16 protein-coding genes are annotated in these 17,150 nt (G+C 61.9%); 13 read left to right on the top strand and 3 right to left on the bottom strand.

Annotation, left to right across the window (positions count from 1 at the left end; translation table 11 throughout):
- The first annotated feature begins 3 nt into the window (after positions 1–3).
- The 8 genes from trbE to NKJ78_RS28655 are packed head-to-tail and all read left to right on the top strand — an operon-like array spanning position 4 to position 8,279.
- Entirely contained in the window at positions 4–2,457 is a 2,454-nt protein-coding gene (trbE, locus tag NKJ78_RS28690; protein WP_352460844.1) for a conjugal transfer protein TrbE, read from the top strand.
- Positions 2,454–3,212, top strand: a complete 759-nt coding sequence (gene trbJ, locus NKJ78_RS28685) for a P-type conjugative transfer protein TrbJ (protein ID WP_352460845.1) — start codon at positions 2,454–2,456, stop codon at positions 3,210–3,212. Before trbE ends, trbJ begins: the two co-directional genes overlap by 4 nt.
- A 10-nt stretch (positions 3,213–3,222) precedes the next feature.
- Positions 3,223–3,618 carry a putative entry exclusion protein TrbK-alt gene (gene trbK-alt, locus NKJ78_RS28680; protein ID WP_352460846.1) on the top strand — a complete coding sequence of 132 codons (396 nt, stop codon included), beginning with the start codon at positions 3,223–3,225 and terminating at the stop codon, positions 3,616–3,618.
- A 1-nt stretch (position 3,619) separates the two neighbouring features.
- Positions 3,620–4,981 (top strand): P-type conjugative transfer protein TrbL, encoded by a 1,362-nt coding sequence (gene trbL / locus NKJ78_RS28675; RefSeq protein WP_352460848.1) that lies wholly within the window; start codon positions 3,620–3,622, stop codon positions 4,979–4,981.
- 2 nt (positions 4,982–4,983) lie between these two features.
- The gene (trbF, locus tag NKJ78_RS28670) at positions 4,984–5,667 is read left to right on the top strand and encodes a conjugal transfer protein TrbF (RefSeq protein WP_031206120.1); all 684 of its coding nucleotides are present in this window, start codon (positions 4,984–4,986) and stop codon (positions 5,665–5,667) included.
- Between the two features lie 56 nt (positions 5,668–5,723).
- Entirely contained in the window at positions 5,724–6,803 is a 1,080-nt protein-coding gene (gene trbG, locus NKJ78_RS28665) for a P-type conjugative transfer protein TrbG (RefSeq protein WP_352460857.1), read from the top strand.
- Positions 6,800–8,053, top strand: a complete 1,254-nt coding sequence (locus tag NKJ78_RS28660; RefSeq protein ID WP_352460849.1) for a TraB/TrbI/VirB10 family type IV secretion system protein — start codon at positions 6,800–6,802, stop codon at positions 8,051–8,053. Before trbG ends, NKJ78_RS28660 begins: the two co-directional genes overlap by 4 nt.
- 1 nt (position 8,054) lies before the next feature.
- Positions 8,055–8,279: a DUF2274 domain-containing protein gene (locus tag NKJ78_RS28655; RefSeq protein ID WP_031204816.1), complete on the top strand. Its 225-nt coding sequence runs from the start codon at positions 8,055–8,057 to the stop codon at positions 8,277–8,279.
- A gap of 44 nt (positions 8,280–8,323) precedes the next feature.
- Here the strand turns inward: NKJ78_RS28655 and NKJ78_RS28650 are convergent, their stop codons facing one another.
- Together NKJ78_RS28650 and NKJ78_RS28645 are read right to left on the bottom strand one after the other, a co-directional pair.
- Entirely contained in the window at positions 8,324–9,283 is a 960-nt protein-coding gene (locus NKJ78_RS28650) for a LysR family transcriptional regulator (protein ID WP_352460850.1), read from the bottom strand.
- 11 nt (positions 9,284–9,294) lie between these two features.
- Entirely contained in the window at positions 9,295–10,290 is a 996-nt protein-coding gene (locus NKJ78_RS28645) for a class I SAM-dependent methyltransferase (protein WP_352460851.1), read from the bottom strand.
- A gap of 278 nt (positions 10,291–10,568) precedes the next feature.
- On the opposite strand from NKJ78_RS28645, the gene NKJ78_RS28640 reads away from it, so the two are divergent.
- The 5 genes from NKJ78_RS28640 to NKJ78_RS28620 all read left to right on the top strand — a co-directional run bounded on the left by NKJ78_RS28640 (position 10,569) and on the right by NKJ78_RS28620 (position 15,622).
- Positions 10,569–11,456 (top strand): helix-turn-helix transcriptional regulator, encoded by an 888-nt coding sequence (locus NKJ78_RS28640; protein WP_352460852.1) that lies wholly within the window; start codon positions 10,569–10,571, stop codon positions 11,454–11,456.
- A 107-nt stretch (positions 11,457–11,563) separates the two neighbouring features.
- Positions 11,564–12,766, top strand: coding sequence for an MFS transporter (locus NKJ78_RS28635; protein WP_352460853.1), 1,203 nt, complete (start codon positions 11,564–11,566; stop codon positions 12,764–12,766).
- Positions 12,732–14,168, top strand: a complete 1,437-nt coding sequence (locus NKJ78_RS28630; RefSeq protein ID WP_352460854.1) for a hypothetical protein — start codon at positions 12,732–12,734, stop codon at positions 14,166–14,168. The genes NKJ78_RS28635 and NKJ78_RS28630 overlap by 35 nt, the downstream gene beginning before the upstream one ends.
- A gap of 347 nt (positions 14,169–14,515) precedes the next feature.
- Positions 14,516–15,106 carry an ankyrin repeat domain-containing protein gene (locus tag NKJ78_RS28625; RefSeq protein WP_023695862.1) on the top strand — a complete coding sequence of 197 codons (591 nt, stop codon included), beginning with the start codon at positions 14,516–14,518 and terminating at the stop codon, positions 15,104–15,106.
- A 12-nt stretch (positions 15,107–15,118) separates the two neighbouring features.
- Positions 15,119–15,622, top strand: a complete 504-nt coding sequence (locus tag NKJ78_RS28620; RefSeq protein ID WP_352460855.1) for a YHS domain-containing (seleno)protein — start codon at positions 15,119–15,121, stop codon at positions 15,620–15,622.
- 15 nt (positions 15,623–15,637) lie between these two features.
- Here NKJ78_RS28620 and NKJ78_RS28615 read toward each other — a convergent pair.
- A partial coding sequence (locus tag NKJ78_RS28615) for a tetratricopeptide repeat protein (protein WP_352562761.1) occupies positions 15,638–17,150 on the bottom strand: 1,513 nt, incomplete at its 5' end.

The raw sequence follows: 17,150 nt of genomic DNA, 5'->3' as shown, positions 1-17,150 counted from the left end.
CAGATGATGAACCTTGCCGAATATCGCAACCGCAGCAGCCGGCTCGCTGACTTCCTGCCCTGGGTGGCATTGGTCGGCGCCGGAATCGTCCTCAACAAGGATGGCAGCTTCCAGCGCACCGCGCGCTTTCGCGGCCCCGATCTCGACAGCGCCGTGCCGGCAGAACTGGTCGCCGTCGCCGGCCGGCTCAACAATGCCTTCCGCCGGCTTGGCACCGGCTGGGCGATCTTCGTGGAGGCGCAGCGCCATGCCTCGACCCGCTATCCCGACAGCAGCTTTCCGGATGCGGCCTCCACGCTGGTCGATGCGGAGCGAAAGGCGGGCTTCGAGGAGGCCGGCGCGCATTTCGAGTCCAGCTACTTTCTGACGCTCACCTACCTTGCGCCCGCCGAAGACACCGCCCGTGCCGAAAGCTGGCTCTACGAAGGGCGTGAGAAGAAGGGCCTCGACCCCAACGCGGTGCTGACCGGGTTCACTGACCGCAGCGACCGCGTCCTGCGCCTTGTCGAAGCCTTTATGCCGGAGTGCCGTTGGCTCGATGACGCCGAGACGCTGACCTATCTGCATGGCTGCGTCTCGACCAATCGCCACCGTGTCCGCGTTCCCGAAACGCCGATGTATCTCGATGTCCTGCTGGCCGACCAGCCGCTGACCGGCGGGCTTGAGCCGCGGCTTGGCGCGTTGCATCTGCGCATTCTCACGGTCACGGGGTTCCCGACCGCGACCACGCCGGGTCTGCTCGACGAACTGAACCGGCTGGCCTTCCCGTATCGCTGGTCGACACGCGCGATCCTGCTCGACAAGACCGATGCCACCAGGCTGCTGACAAAGATCCGGCGTCAATGGTTCGCCAAGCGCAAATCGGTCGCCGCGATCCTCAAGGAAGTGATGACCAACGAAGCGTCCGTCCTCGTGGACACCGACGCCGCAAACAAGGCCGCTGATGCCGACATGGCGCTCCAGGAGCTCGGCGCCGACTATGCGGGCATGGCTTATGTCACCGCGACGGTGACTGTTTGGGACGATGATCCTGGCATCGCCGACGAAAAACTGCGCCTGGTCGAAAAGGTCATCCAGGGCCGCGATTTCACGGCGATCATCGAAACCATCAATGCCGTCGACGCCTGGCTCGGCAGCCTGCCGGGTCATGTCTACGCCAACGTCCGCCAGCCTCCCATCTCCACGCTCAATCTCGCCCACATCATACCGCTTTCAGCGGTGTGGGCGGGCGCGGTGCGGGACGAGCATTTTGCAGCGCCCCCTCTGCTCTTCGGCAAGACCGAAGGCTCGACCCCGTTCCGGCTTTCGCTTCACGTCGGTGACGTCGGCCATACGCTGATCGTCGGCCCGACCGGCGCGGGCAAGTCCGTGCTCTTGGCACTGATGGCGCTGCAATTCCGCCGGTATGAAGGCTCGCAGGTTTTCGCCTTCGATTTCGGCGGTTCGATCCGCGCGGCGGCACTCGCCATGGGCGGCGACTGGCATGATCTCGGCGGCGATCTCAGCGATGGAGCGTCCGATAGCGTCAGTCTTCAGCCGTTCGCGCGCATTCACGATGTCCCCGAACGCGCCTGGGCCGCCGACTGGATCGTGGCGATCCTGACGCGTGAGAATGTGACGATCACGCCTGAGATCAAGGAGCATATCTGGACGGCGTTGAGTTCTCTGGCGTCCGCGCCTGTCGAGGAGCGCACCATCACCGGCCTGGTCGTGCTGCTGCAATCAAACGATCTCAAGCAGGCATTGCGCCCCTATTGCGTCGGAGGTCCCTATGGCCGCCTGCTCGATGCCGAGCACGAGCATATCGGATCGGCGTCGGTCCAGGCATTCGAAACCGAGGGGCTGATCGGAACAGGTGCCGCGCCCGCCGTCCTGTCCTATCTCTTCCATCGCATCGAGGACCGGCTCGATGGCTCGCCAACCCTTCTCATCATCGACGAAGGCTGGCTTGCGCTCGACGATGAGGGCTTTGCCGGCCAGCTCCGCGAATGGCTAAAGACGCTGCGCAAGAAGAACGCCAGCGTCATCTTCGCCACGCAGTCGCTCAGCGACATTGACGGCTCGGCAATCGCGCCCGCGATCATCGAGAGCTGCCAGACCCGGCTTCTGCTGCCAAACGAGCGCGCAATCGAGCCGCAGATCACGGCGATCTATCGTCGATTCGGCCTCAACGATCGGCAGATCGAGATCATCGCGCGGGCGATGCCAAAGCGCGACTATTACTGCCAGTCCCGACGCGGCAACCGGCTGTTCGAGCTCGGTCTGTCCGATGTGGCGCTCGCGCTCTGCGCTGTGTCCTCGAAGACCGACCAGGCCGCGATCGCCCGCATCTTCGCCGAGCACGGCCGCGACGGTTTCCTCGCTGCCTGGCTTAGCCACCGTGGCGTCGGCTGGGCCGCTGAACTCGTTCCCGCCCTAACCAGCCCCGCCCTCACCAACAAGGAGAAGTCCCCATGAAAATGCGCCGTCCCCTCGGTATGCGGTTCGCCGCCGCCCTGCTTGTCGCTCCTGCCGCGCTCTCGCCTTTCCTGACGACACCGGCACAGGCCTTGATCGTTTTCGATCCCTCGAACTATTCGCAAAACGTCCTGACGGCAGCGCGCTCGCTCGAACAGATCACCAACCAGATCACCTCGCTTCAGAACCAGGCGCAAATGCTCATCAACCAGGCGCGCAATCTCGCAAGCCTGCCGTTCTCCTCGCTGCAACAGCTTCAGCAGTCCGTGCAGCGCACGCAGCAACTGCTCGGTCAGGCGCAGAACGTTGCCTATGATGTGCAGCAGATCGATCAGGCCTTCCAGCAGAAATACGGCAACGTCTCGCTATCGGCTTCGGATCAGCAACTCGTCGCCGACGCGCGCTCGCGCTGGGGCAACACGGTTGGTGGCCTTCAGGATGCCATGCGTGTGCAGGCGGGCGTCGTCGGCAACATTGACACCAATCGCAGTGAGATGTCGGCACTGGTCGGCCAAAGCCAGGGTGCGACCGGCGCGCTTCAGGCAACACAGGCCGGCAACCAGCTCCTCGGGCTTCAGGCGCAGCAGCTTGCCGATCTCACCGCTGTCGTCGCCGCGAATGGTCGGGCGCAAGCGTTGCAATCGGCCGAGCAGGCCACCGCCGCCGACCAGGGTCGGGAGCAGCGCCGCCGCTTCCTGACGCAGGGCTCGGGCTACCAACCCGGCAGTGCGCAGATGTTCTATGGCAAGAACTGAGGCCGGAGCGATGGATGGCAAGATCCTCGCTCGTGTCAGTGCGGTCGTCTTCATCGCGGTCGCTTTGACACTGACCGCGATCGAGATGAGCACCAAGGACGATGAGCCTGACGCCCTTGGGGCACGGGACGGTTCCATCACGTCACAAGACCCGCTCGCGTTCGAATTGCGCCGCTGTTCCGAGATCGGCGAGGCCGGCCCCCGCGATCCCGGTTGTCTGAAAGCCTGGGCAGAGAGCCGGCGCCGGTTTTTCGGTCAAAGTAACGCGGCAACCGCGCCTGCTCCGGTAGCGCCGGCAACGCTGTTTCCGAATGTGCCGGCGTCAGGCGACCGGCAAGAACGGGAGCGGACGGATGTGACCGCTCCTGCGATGCAGGTCGAGCCGCCCCGGCAGGAGGCTCGCTGATATGGGCGGCATGGGCGTCATCGACCATTTCCTCGAAGTCTTCACGCGCTACATCGACGGCGGCTTCGGCCTGCTCGGCGGCGAGGTCAGCTTCATCGCCACGACGCTTATCGTCATCGACGTGACGTTGGCGGCGCTCTTCTGGTCCTGGGGCTCGGACGACGACGTCATGGCGCGCCTCGTCAAGAAGACGCTGTTCGTGGGCGTCTTCGCCTATCTCATCTCCAACTGGAACAATCTCGCCCGCATCGTCTTCGAAAGCTTCGCCGGGCTTGGCCTGAAGGCCTCGGGAACGGGGTTTACCGTCAACGATCTCATGCGCCCGGGCAAGGTGGCGCAGACTGGGCTCGATGCCGGCCGGCCGTTGCTGGACTCGATCTCGAACCTGATGGGCTATTGGTCCTTCTTCGAAAACTTCATCCAGATCGCCTGCATGTTCTTCGCCTGGGCGCTGGTGCTGCTCGCCTTCTTCATCCTTGCAATCCAGCTTTTCGTCACGCTGATCGAGTTCAAGCTGACGACGCTCGCCGGTTTCGTGCTGATTCCCTTCGGTCTGTTCGGCAAATCCGCCTTCATGGCCGAGCGGGTGCTTGGCAACGTCATCTCGTCCGGCATCAAGGTGCTCGTGCTCGCCGTCATCATCGGCATCGGCTCAACCCTTTTCTCCGAGTTCACTTCCGGATTCGGCGGGACCACGCCGTCGATCGACGATGCCATGGCGATCGTTCTGGCCGCGCTGTCGCTGCTCGGCCTTGGCATCTTTGGACCGGGCATTGCCAACGGCCTCGTCTCCGGCGGCCCGCAGCTCGGCGCGGGTGCGGCAGTCGGCACCGGGCTCGCCGCCGGCGGCATGGCAGCAGTGGGTGCGGCGGCCGCCGGCGCAGTCGTGTCCGGCGGCGCGGCTGTAAGCGGCGGTGCTGCAGCCGCGGCTCGTGGTGGCGCCGCAACGGCGGGCAGGGCATCCACAGCCTACGGCCTCGGCGCGGCCGGACAGTCAGGCTTCTCCAGCGTTGCATCCGGGCTCGGCGGTGTCATCAGCGCCGGCGCCCAGGGTGCCATCTCACCGCTGAAGCGCGCTGCCAATAATGCGGCAGGCAGCATGAAGCACAGCTACCAGTCCGGTGCTCGCGCTGCCTTCGAGACCACGGGCGGATCATCCACCGCCGGCACAGTCGGCGCGAACACCCCCGAAGCCGGCTCCGCTCCCGTCGCGTCCTCCGCCACGGAAAGTCAGCCCGCCTGGGCTAAGCGCATGAAGCGCTCGCAACAGATGACCCATGGCGCCCAGGCCGCCGCCCACGCCGTTCGCAGTGGTGACAGCCATGGCGGCGGCTCCTCGATCAACCTCTCTGAAAGAGACTGAGCATGTTCAAACGACCGTCCACGCACTACGGCAGATCCCCACAACCCGAGACGCCCTACCAGCGCGCTGCCCAGGTCTGGGACGAGCGCATCGGTTCAGCTCGCGTGCAGGCGCGCAACTGGCGCACCATGGCCTTCGGTTGCCTGGCGCTCGCCGCCGGCTTCTCCGCCGCACTCGTCTGGCAGTCCGCCAAGGGCTCGATCGTGCCTTGGGTAGTGCAGGTCGATCGTCTCGGTCAGGCGCAGGCTGTCGCCCCTGCGGTCGGCGACTATCAGCCAAACGATCCGCAGATTGCCTTCTACCTGGCGCACTTCATCGAACAGGTGAGGTCGATCCCCGCCGATCCGGTCATCGTGAGGCAGAACTGGCTGCGCGCCTATGACTTCGCGACGCAGGGCGGGGCGCTTGCCCTCAACGACTATGCGCGCGCCAATGACCCGTTCACCAAGGTCGGCAAACAGCAGGTCGCCGTCGACGTGTCGTCGGTCATCCGCGCATCGCCTGCGAGCTTCCGCATCGCCTGGATCGAACGCCGCTATCAGGATGGATCACTCGCTTCCACGGAGCGCTGGTCGGCCATTCTCACTGTTGTCGTGCAGCCCCCGCGCGACGCCGACACGTTGAGGAAGAATCCACTCGGCATCTACATCAACGCCATCAACTGGTCGAAGGAGCTTGGACAATGACGACCGCACCCTGCAAAGCCGCCCCCGGGGAACGTCCGGCTCTCCTCATCCACGCAATGCCGGCCTTCCGCAACATGGTCTTTCCAGCACTTTTGCTTTGCACCTCGACGCTTGCGGGCTGCGCCACCAGGCAGAAGCCGCCGGAGATTTCCTATGACGATCCGGTGCCGGCCCTGCAGGCCGTCGATCCGCCACCGCCCGTCAAGGTGGTGGAGCTGTCCAGGCCGCTGCCGCTTCCAGGCCAGTTGAAGCCGGTCGGCAAGGCCGCAAAGCCCGACCCGGAACCGACCGATCCGGCCGCGCGGGTGAACCTGGCCAATGCGGCCGCGCGCGTCCAGCCTGTCCGCAACGGGTTCATCAACTCGATGCAGGTCTTTCCGTTCGTCGATGGCGCGCTCTATCAGGTCTATGCCTCGCCGGGGCAGATCACCGACATCGCGCTCCAGCCCGGCGAGCAGCTCGTCGGCTCCGGTCCCGTCGCCGCCGGCGACACCGTGCGCTGGATCATCGGCGATACCGAGAGCGGTACGGGCGGAGCCAAGCAAGTCCACATCCTCGTCAAGCCGACGCGCGCCGACCTTCTCACCAATCTCGTCATCAATACCGATCGGCGTACCTATCACATGGAACTGCGCTCGACGCCGTCGACCTATATGGCATCGGTTTCCTGGCAATACCCGCAGGACCAACTCATCGCCTTGCGGCGTCAGAACCAAGAGGCTGAAGCTGTGCAGCCGGTCTCGACAGGCATCGATCTTTCTCGCGTCAATTTCCGCTACGACGTGACTGGCGATCGCGCACCCTGGCGGCCGTTGCGCGCCTTCGACGATGGTAAGCAGGTGTTCATCGAATTCCCGCGGGGCATCGGCCAGGGCGAGATGCCGCCACTCTTCGTCGTCGGGCCGGACGGTGACACGTCCGAGCTGGTCAACTATCGCGTGCGCGGCAACTACATGATCGTCGACCGGCTGTTTGCCGCCGCCGAGTTGCGCTTCGGCGCTGGCAAGAACCAGCAGCGCATCCGCATCTCCCGCACGGATCGGGTGCGGAGCAGTCGATTTTCATGGATGCGTGGCCCTGGTGAGACCCCGAAAGCGACGTCCCTCCGAACAGGCAGGGGAGGGTCATCATCATGAGCGACAGATTGGATCCCGGGAAGAAAGAGGGCCGGGGGCACGCGGATGAGGCCTGGCCGGAGGCATCGGTCGATGATGACGCCCGGCCGCTGACAGGCGAGCCGGCCGCGGCCATGCGGCTGCGCGCCGAGCCGCCGCGGGTGACGCGTCTGTCCCGCAAGGCGCTGGCCGGGTTAGGGCTCGCCGCAAGCCTGGGCGTCGGCGGTGCGCTGATTTATGCGCTGCAGAACCGCCAGCAAGGCCAGGGTCACGAGCTTTATTCAACCGACAATCGCTCGACGCCCGATGAGCTCGCCGGCCTGCCAAAGGACTATGCAGGCGTTCCGAAGCTTGGCCCACCGCTTCCCGGCGATCTTGGCCGCCCGATCCTCAACGCGCAGAATGGCGGCCCCGCACCATCGACAGGTCCCGTTGGACCGGACCAGGAGGAGCAGCGCCGGGAGCAGGAACTGGAAGCGGCGAGGACGGCGCGCTTGTTCGCGTCCACGCAAACGCGGCCCGCAAGCGACGCGACTGCCGCTCAGCCTGGAACAGGCGGGACAGGCACCATGCCACAGACCGAGCTCGCCAGCCTTGGCCTCGCGCCGCAACCAGCGACGCCCTCGGCGCAGGACCGGCAGCGCGCGTTCCTTGATCAGCCGGCGGACAAGCGAACCGTCTCACCTGATCGCGTCGCGGCGCCGGCGTCGAAAAACGTCCTGCAGGCGGGCGCTGTCATCGCGGCCGCCCTCATGACCGGCATTCGCTCCGACCTGCCGGGTCAGATTACCGCGCAGGTGACGGAGAATGTCTATGACAGCCCCACCGGACAAGTCCGTCTCATTCCGCAGGGGACGCGCCTCATCGGCCAGTATGACAATGGTGTCGGCTTCGGCCAGCGTCGCGTGTTGCTGGCCTGGACCAGGCTGATTTTTCCTAACGGCCGCTCCATCATTCTGGAACGTGAGCCTGGCGCGGACGCCGAAGGCTATGCTGGGCTCGAGGACGGCGTTGACTATCACTGGGGCGAGCTCTTTAAGGCTGCAGCACTCTCCACGGTTCTGAGCATCGGCGCGCAGGCAGGCTCATCGGGACAGGAGAGCGACATCATGCGCGCTCTTCGCCAGGGCGCCTCGGACAGCATCAGCCAGACAGGCCAGCAGATCGTGCAGCGGCAGCTCAACATAGCGCCGACACTCACCATCCGACCGGGATACCCGGTGCGCGTCATCGTCACGCGCGATCTCGTGCTTGAACCTTATGGAGGCTGAAATGGCCAAGCTGAAACTGGGGCCGATCGCCGACGACAAACCTGTCAAGGTCATGGTGGAGCTACCCGCGGCATTGCACCGTGACCTGCAAACTTATGCCGAGATCCTCGGCCGCGATGCGGGGCAACGGCCCGCCGATGCGCCGCGCCTCATCGTTGCGATGTTGGAGCGGTTCATTGCGACGGATCGGGGCTTTGCCAAGGCAAAGCGTTCGGAAGGTGGCTAAGGGCCGGGCGACCGAAGTCGAACCGGGTCAGTCGCGCCTCCGAGTCATGGCGTGACTTCAGAAATCGTGCCGCGGCGTTCCGAACTTCCTCCATTGACAGGGGTAGGCCTGGGCCGCGTTGCTGCCACCATGTTTCTTGCGGTCCCAACCAGCCGCAAAAGCGCGCGCTTTGGGTTCGATTCCAGCCACACTGCCTCGATCGAACTGACGCTGTGCTGCCCACTGATCGGTTTCCACACCGTCGCGTCGATGGCGACTGTCCTGGCAAAACCCTCGCCCGCCAGAGCCACGCCTTGACCAAGTTGCACCTTGAGGATGACCGTTGCTTCGCTGGCGCGACATATCTGGACAGTGGGGCCACCATTCGCAGCGATATGCTCCAGCAAACGCAGATCCCGGGAGGATCCGCCTGAAACCAGCAGACACGTATCAGCAAGATCTGCCCATGTGACCACAGGCTGTTCAGCAAGCGGATGGTTGCAGGGCAGGAGAACGAACAAGCGCTCGTACGCAAATATCTCGCTACGGCATAAGGCGGCGTTCTCAAGCCCGTGTGTGAAGACGATGTCAAGGCGCCGGCGACGTATGGCCGCCAGACATTGTTCATGGGGAACGTCCTCGAAGGCGATGCTCACGTCCGGATGTAAGCTGCGAAATCGATCGATAAGCCGTGCCACGAACGCCCGGCCTATCTGGCCGCACAACCCTATCTTGATTGTTTTGGGTTCATGGTCGGCGCGACCACCTCCAGCCAATGCATCCTGCAAGCCTTCATAATGGGCCCGGACAAGATCGACCCAGGCCCGGCCGGCCTCGGTCAGCCGGACGCCATGGACGTCGCGGTCAAACAACTGCATGTCCAGCAACTGCTCGAGAGCAACGATGTTGCGGCTTACACAGGATTCCCTCACTCTGAGGACTCTTGCGGCCTGCCTGAGGCTACCATGCTCGACAGCTGCGAAGACATAGTCCAAACGGCGTAGCGTGTTGTCGACCTGTCCCAAGGCCCAGGAGCCTATTCCTGCGCGGCGGGGACGCTAACGGGCAGGGGCGGACACAAGCTCGTTTCGTAGACGTACTCGTGCGGAATGGCCGGAGTGACCATCTGAGAAAGGTACCGGTTTAGGTTTTCCTCGCTATTGCTCGCCGCGAGGCTACAGAAATTTCCGCTGTTCCACGTCAAGGAGCAGTAGGTGAAGTGCGCGCGTATGGCGTTAGCCATCTCTGCCAAAGTCACCTCGTTGCCGAACATCGTATCCAGAACGAGAGTTTGCTTCTTCTCGATTTCGTCCGGAGGAAAATAGCGCGCCTTGAAGCCGAAATCCTTCTGGTATTCGCGACGCCTGTAGTCCGGCTCCTCGTTTGCCCGGAACTTCTCGACGAAGACAAAGATTCCGTCCGCCTTGAGGTGCTGGGTGACGAATTCGATCTGGCTTGCTCTGTTGGGCGAGTACATCTGGAAGGTCGTATCTTCGAGAATGATGTCGAACCCGTGTGCGAAATTTGCCAGCCGCGGGTCTGAACGCAGGACGTCCTTCGTCAAATGATGGAAGGGGCCTACGAAAAAGTCGGCGTGCGGCGGTTCGCCATAAGCCATGAAGCAATTGTAGTTCTCCGCGTTCGGGCTGCAGGACAGTGTGCGTATCTGTCCCTCCGACAGTTCGGACAGTGTTCTCGCCATCGTGCCTTCCGCTGTTCCAAGGCTGTATAATGAATGCGGACCACCACGATGACGTGCGTATTTCAGCACTGCGTAGGCCATCCGGCACTCTTCCTCCAATCTGTAAGGAATGCTGCCGTGATAGTGCTGGTCGAAAAAACCTTGCCGTGCCGCATGCAGGCTGACCAGGGCGCGCAGCAGCTCATCGCTCGGCAGAAGGCGGGCGTCGGCGACGGGCTTGCGGATTGGCATCCCGCTTTTGCCGGCGGCGGTTGCCGCGAAAAAGCCGGCCAGTCCGTTGATCCGTGGGCCATGGTCGCACTCAGCCAGGAAGTCGTCGAGTCCACGCATCGCAGTATGCCTCCAGCACCGTTCCATTGGTGAGATGCCGATACGTCGATAGGGGAAATTGCACTAAGATAAGTGGGGCCTAATATTTCACCGGGCTCAAGTATTGGCTGAGCCAACTCGTAGGCCTGCCGGATACAGGCGGCTTTCACTCGTTTGCCATTTTTTCGCTAAAGTCACATCTTCTACCAATCCAGAGTTATTTGCGTGTTGTTCAGCAACCAGTGGTTCGCCACATCATGCGACGACTGGCCACTCGCCAGTAAGGAGGCTGTGCATACGTGAATACTCTTGCGCTCGACCCGACCGAGAACCGCCGTTCACGGCACCAATCGCTTGCCCACAAGTATCAGAATTGGGGGAGCGTGCGTGCGGACGTGGTCAAAAGAACCGGGCTTGAGCGCCAGGAGACAAGACTCCTCCAGCCAAACCATTTGTTCCTGATGAACCTGAAGGGCACGGCGTCCCGCGGGGAAGACATTGTGGATGGGCGCCGGATTGCCTTTTTGCCGCGCCGAGCCGGTTCGATCATCTTCATGCCCGCGGGCAGTGATTGGAATGGGTGGGACGAGGGGGACGCGACCGCTTCCTACCTCCTGGTCTCGATTGAAAAAGGGTTCGCCGACGATGTGTTTGCGGGAATGGCTCGCCATCGCCCGGCAGTGCTGCCGCCTTCGATCGGATTTCGGGACGGCACTGCAGAGTTGGCGTTGCAGAGGATTGCCTTGGAGCTCAAGCAGCCTGACCCCATCAGCGCAACGATGGTGGAGTGCCAGGCCACGCAATTGCTCGGCCAAATGTTGAGGTTGAACGGCTTCCATCAGGAGCCGGCAAAAGGCGGTTTGTCATCGTTCGACCTCAAGCGGGCGGTGGACATGATCGAGACGTTGTCGGACGGCAGACCTACGCTCGCCGATCTGGCAAAAGAAATTGGGGTTAGCCGGTTCCATTTCTGGAGGGCCTTCAAGCAGTCGACAGGCATGACGCCGCACGCATTCATTGCGCAGCGACGGTTGGAGCAGGCCGCGGACATGCTGCGATCGACCAATCTGTCGGCGACGGAAATCGCGATGGAATGTGGTTTCGGCAGCTCGAGCCATTTCACGACCGCCTTTAAGCGGGCATTCGGTGCGGGCCCGACGGAATTTCGTCGTAAGTGCAGAATCTAGGTCGCCGCCTGTCGGTTCTCAGCAAGTATCGGAAAACCCCAACATCACAGTAAAGTCAGGCTTGGCGGAAGAAATTATCCATCGGCGGTCAGCCGGATACGCCGCTCATGTCAAACCTGGTTCAAATTCATCATGGCAAAGGACGGGCCGACCGGTATAATCCTTTCGGATTCTTGGCCAGCACGCTGTCAGCGGCTGTTGCCCGAAACGGCTACTACATCGCATCCGTCTGGATTCTCGTCGAGCGAGGATATGGAACTGCCGGCGTGGCGACGTTCCTTGCGATCGTCAGCGTTGTCGAATTAATCGCGAGCCCTTTGGCCGGCGTAGCGGCGGATCGATTTGACAGGCGGTGCTTGAACGTTGCGGCAGACCTCAGCCGCTTTCTCGTTATGCTGGCTACCGCTTGCGCGCTCCTCTACATGGACGTGTTTCTGATCATCTGCCTGTCAGCGGCCCTCTTTTCGTTTTGCGATCGTGTCGCGCTTACGAGCTCTCAATCGTTGATCCCCGTGATAGCTGACGGCCGCAATCTTGTAGCCACGAATTCCGCCGTCTTCTTCTTCATGCAGTTTGGCAATCTCGGCGCAGCTCTGCTCGCAGGGCCTTTGCTGCTTGAGCGCTCCCCAGCCCTGCCATTCACCGTTCTTGCTGCCTTCTTCCTGTTTTCAGCCGGCTGCCTGGCCTTGATGCGACTGGAACCGATTTCGCGCGATGTCCGCATCGCCAAAATCTCGGCAACCCAAATCGAACCGAGCCTGCGTCGCCTCAATGTCGTCTACGCGCTTCTCTATACAAGCGCGGTGCTGGTCAGCGTCATGGGATCGAGCTTCGTCTTCCAGGAGCAGAAGGGTACTGCCGTGGATTTCGGCTACCTCGAGGCTGCATGGTCGGCGGGCTCACTGATCGGTGCGGTCTCGCTATTCCGCATTGAAAGAGCGATGAGTAGCCACGCGCGGCATCTCATGCTTTTGGGCTTAATCGCGCTGGTCCTCATGGCGCTGACATCTCTGCCCACGCCCTGGACAGCAATCCTTTTTGCAACGCTCGGATTTCTATACAATCTTGGACGCGTCAGCGTTGAAGTCACATTGCAGTCGCATGTGTCCGTTTATCTGTTGGGCCGGGCAAAAGGCATCATGCACAGTGTGGCCGTGGCGCTCGGATTAATCGTCTTCGGCGTTGCCGCCGCTGTAGGAGATCGAGCATTTCCTTCGACCATTTTCTTCAGCTTCGGCGTGGTGCTCCTCATCAGTATTTCGTGTTTGAGCGTCGGTGTCGTTCAGACGCAAGAAAAAGGTGAATCGTGAGGTGGAAGAGCTAACAGCAGGCGTAGATGCGAAACAGGCAGTCCTGGGGTCGCTGATGGCACTCTACCCCTGGATGAGCCCATACCATTCCCGGCCGATCCGCGATTATGCGTTTCGCCTGTTCGAGGCGCCAGCTACCAGGTCCGTGCCAGAAATCCGCTTTCGCGCCTTCACCAAACTACTGGATATCATCAGGAAGGCAGCGATACGAAACGGGTTGTCTGCCGGTACCGCCTCGAAGATCTGCAAGGATTTCGAAAGGCGCCGCGTGTTGCAGACAGGCCCTCATTTGTTTCTCCTCCTGGAGCCGGAAGCCTATTATACGCATATCTTCAGCCTCCTTGGTCTCTCGGCGCATGGCTGTTCGACCTACGTTTCCTACGCCGTTTCGACGGTGAATCTCGTCGAAAAGCCACGCAAGGGACCAGGCTGGATCACCGTTGACTGCAAGCCGGTCAACGTCTTTGGCCTGAGCCGAAGCCGGACGATCGGATACAGCCTGCTAGCTGGGCCGGGACCTTACGGGTTCGAGTTGTTGCCGACGGAGCCAAACACTGGGGGAGACGCGCTCACGCTGCTTCGCAGCCTTTTGCCGAAGACACAATTCGAGCGGCCGGCGCATGCCATCAAGGCAGCCAATCTCATCCTTTGGCCAAGAATGTTCGGAGACCACTTTGCCTTCCTGCAGATCGACGACGAGGATATCGCCGACCTGGTGGCCGACCATCTGTCGGACGAAAATTCCTGGCTACGCATGAGACTGCTGGAAGACCCGAACTTCGCCTCCAATATCCTTGCCAGTCTCGACGGGCTTGCGTCCGGCCCCTGGAGTGGCTGGCTCGCGCGCGGCACTGATTTCTTCTGGTTCTATGAAAATGGCAAACGCCTTCCGCTGCGTCTGGTGGCCGGAGAACTCATCGATCCTGCGACCGGTAGGAAAGTGGCGTGCTTCACAGCCCCCGATATCCTCGAGCGGCTGGCAAACCGCAGCCTTGTCCCGAATCTCCTGCTGATGTTTCTGGTTTTATCGATCCTGCCCGGCGTGCGCGCGCTTGGAGGCAGCTATCAGCCGATCTACTATCCCCTGATGCGCTATGTCGTCTGCCGGACGCTTGAGGCCGCAGGCGTGGATGAAGATCTTCGGCAGGCTCTCGCAACCGACGACGTACCGGGCGCTTGGGGACATCGGGTAATTGAGTGTGATGATGATCCGCTCGAGCTATGCCTAAATTGCATGAACGGCGCAATGAGTGATCTTATCGACCGATTGGGCGACATTTCCTTCGCCGAGGCATGTGGAAGCATGAAAGGCTTCGTGACGGACCCGTCGTGGCATGAACTTGACAAACGACTTCGGAACGGGCTGATTGCGCCGACCGATGAGGAGTGGGCTTTTTCCTGAAATGTCCTATGCACTTCCCATGTGTACGCCGGTTACGAATGGCAGCTTTGCGCCCCATGTCGGTCATTGAGCAAGCCATAGTTGCATCCGAAAGCGGACACTTCCGCCACGGCCACCTTTGCGCTTACCGGCTATCCCAACGGAGCAACAGGCGGTTACGCTCGGCGCCTCGGTAATCGACGCTCTTCAACATTCAGACTGGACCGGTGCCCCTACTGACGAAGCCAGTAGCACTAACGCCTTCCCGCCCTGGGCCGCGTTCGCTACGGCCGCGCCGTCCGCCTTGGATCCACCTGATGTGCCCAGGACAGCTTGTATGACCACAAGCTAATATGATACCTTGCACAATGCGCGGATTGCTGGCACTTGGAATGCTGGTTTTGGCGGCTACAACAGCAGCCGCAGGTGAGCAGTTGTTCGACTCCATCGCCGCCGGCGACAAGGGTGCCGTGGAGCAAGCCCTGGCAGGCGGTGCCGACGTCGACAGCCGGGCGCGCGACCAGGCAACGCTGCTCATAGCTGCAGCGCTCGATAACCAGCCGGAAATCGCCGACTTCTTGCTGGCCAAGGGTGCCGACATCATGGCGCGTAACTCGGGCGGCTTTACCCCGCTTCATGCGGCGGCCTTCTCGGGCAGCCTGCCGATCGCCAAGCTGCTGCTGGAAAAAGGCGCGGTGCTCGACGATGCCGCCAACAAGGCGGGTGCTACGCCGTTGCTGGTGGCCGGCGAGGAAAACCACATTGAACTGGCCGAGTTCCTCATTGCGAAAGGTGCCAATGTGAACCATGCCGAGGGGCATGGCTACATGCCGATAACGCGCGCATTCTGGAAGGGCAACACGGATATCATACGACTTTTCAAACGCCATGGTGCTACCTGCCAAGCCAAAATTCTTGGCGAGGCGAACGCGGCGAAGTGCGCCGAGATCCACGATTAACGGAGGATACAGATGAGCACGATGATCAAGCCACGACTGCTTCGGAGTTTGGGGACGGCTGCCCTGGTCGCGGTAGCTGTGGTCGCCGGCGCGGGATCGGCATGTGCCGACGATTCGGTAAACACCGGCTATTTTGGTGGTGTGGCGATCATGGGCTACGACACGGTCGCTTACTTCACCGACGGCAAGGCCGTGAAGGGCTCCGAAGAGTTCACTTATGAATGGCTGGGGACACCTTGGCATTTCGCCAGCAAGAAGCACCAGGAAATGTTCATGAGCGAACCGGTCAAGTACGCTCCTCAATATGGCGGGTACTGCGCCGGCGAAGTCGTGGGCGGAGGGGTCACGGTCAATGTCGATCCTGAGGCATTCAAGATTATCGACGGCAAGCTCTACCTGATCTACGACGTCGACAATGCGGATGATTTCGCCGCGCGTGCAGCTGAAAATATCCCGAAAGCCGATGCCAACTGGCCGAAGGTCGCGGCCAATTTGGAACTCGATCACTATCATTGAGACGCGCGTGTGCGTCTACCGAACCACGGTGAAGTGAAACACCTTGCTTGTATTGGCATAGGAGTAGCTTTTGCCGGCTGCGTCGTTGCGTCTGTAGACGGGACCACAGTCGGGGCGACCGAACAGGTTCTCGCTCTGCTCGCACAACAGATCGCCATCGACGTAGACGGTCTCGGTGACTAGCCGCGTCGTAGAGCGGAAGGCCGCCTTGCCGTCGCTTCCGATCTGAAGGAAGGCTGGTTGGAGACCGGGTTCGATCTGGCCTTGCAGTGTATGGCCAATGACGAGGGACGCGATCTCGGCACCCTTTAACTGGTCCTGTTCGGCCGGGGTAAAGCCGAAGCGCCATTGGGGTAGGCCCGCCTGGCGCAGTGCGGCGACGAGTATCGCCAGATCCTGCGGATTCCGAAAATGTGCATGAGTCATCTCCCACCCAGCCAAAGAGTCCACGTAGCTGGACCCTGCTACGAGGCGGAGCCCCTCGGCGATTGCGGCTTTCGCATCCGGTAGGCGGCCGCCGCGGACATACGCCGCAGCGAGCGTAAACCGAAAGTTGCCAACCGTGGACGCATCGTCGCGTGTGTGCTCGAGAGTCTCGATCGCTTTCTCGACATTGCCCTGGAGCAGAAAAACCAGCCCAGCAGTTTCCCGGTTGATCGCTGAGAGGTCGGGGTCGAGCCTGAGCGCCGTCTCGACCGCAGTGGCTGCCTCGGCATGATTGCCGGCGTATAACTGAACATATCCAAGGGCTGCTTGTGCCTCTGCATCGCCCGGACCGATTGAAACAGCCTTCTTGGCAGAGGCAATCGCATCTTCGTAGCGGCGATTCACGACCTGCATGATCCCAAGAATAGCATAGGGCGACGAAAGGTCAGGGTCGAGTTCCAAAGCTCGGCTCGCCTTCTCATAGGCTCTTTTTCGTGCTGGCGCGCTCTGGATGACGTCGTTGAAGGCCTCCCGCCAGATATAGACTGTGGTGCGCGCGTCGGCCGCGAAGGCTTCGGCAAAGGCGGGGTCAAGCTCCTCCGCCTTGTCGTAGAGCGCAAGCGCCTCCCGCAGCCCGGCCTGCAGGACGCTGCGTGACGCCGTCTCGGCTTGTAGATAGTAATCATAGGCCTCGAGATTGCTCGTCGGCGGCCGCGCCATGCGCTCGCTTTCCGCTGCCGAAGGTTGCATGCCAAGCGCCTTGGCGATCTCGCCGCTCATCTCGTGCTGGACGGCAAACACGCCGGCCATGCCACGGTCGAACCGGTTGGCCCACAGATTGTCGCCCGTTGCCGTATCGATGAGCTGGGCATTGAGGCGGATCTGCTCGCCGGTGCGGCGGACGCTCCCCTCGACGACGAAGCGGACGCCAAGGTCGCGCGCGACGTCCGCCAGCGCTGCAGGCTTGTTCTTGTAGGCGAACACCGAGTTGCGCGCGATGACGTCCAGACCGGACAACTTGGTGAGGTCGGTGATCAGATCCTCGGTGATGCCGTCAGCGAAATAGTCCTGGCCTGGATCGCCGCCGAGGTTTGCAAACGGC

This window comes from Mesorhizobium sp. M0037, assembly GCF_040323635.1.
GTDB lineage: Bacteria > Pseudomonadota > Alphaproteobacteria > Rhizobiales > Rhizobiaceae > Mesorhizobium.
Note: the sequence above shows the minus strand (reverse complement) of the source record. Positions and strands in the feature narration are given on the sequence as shown.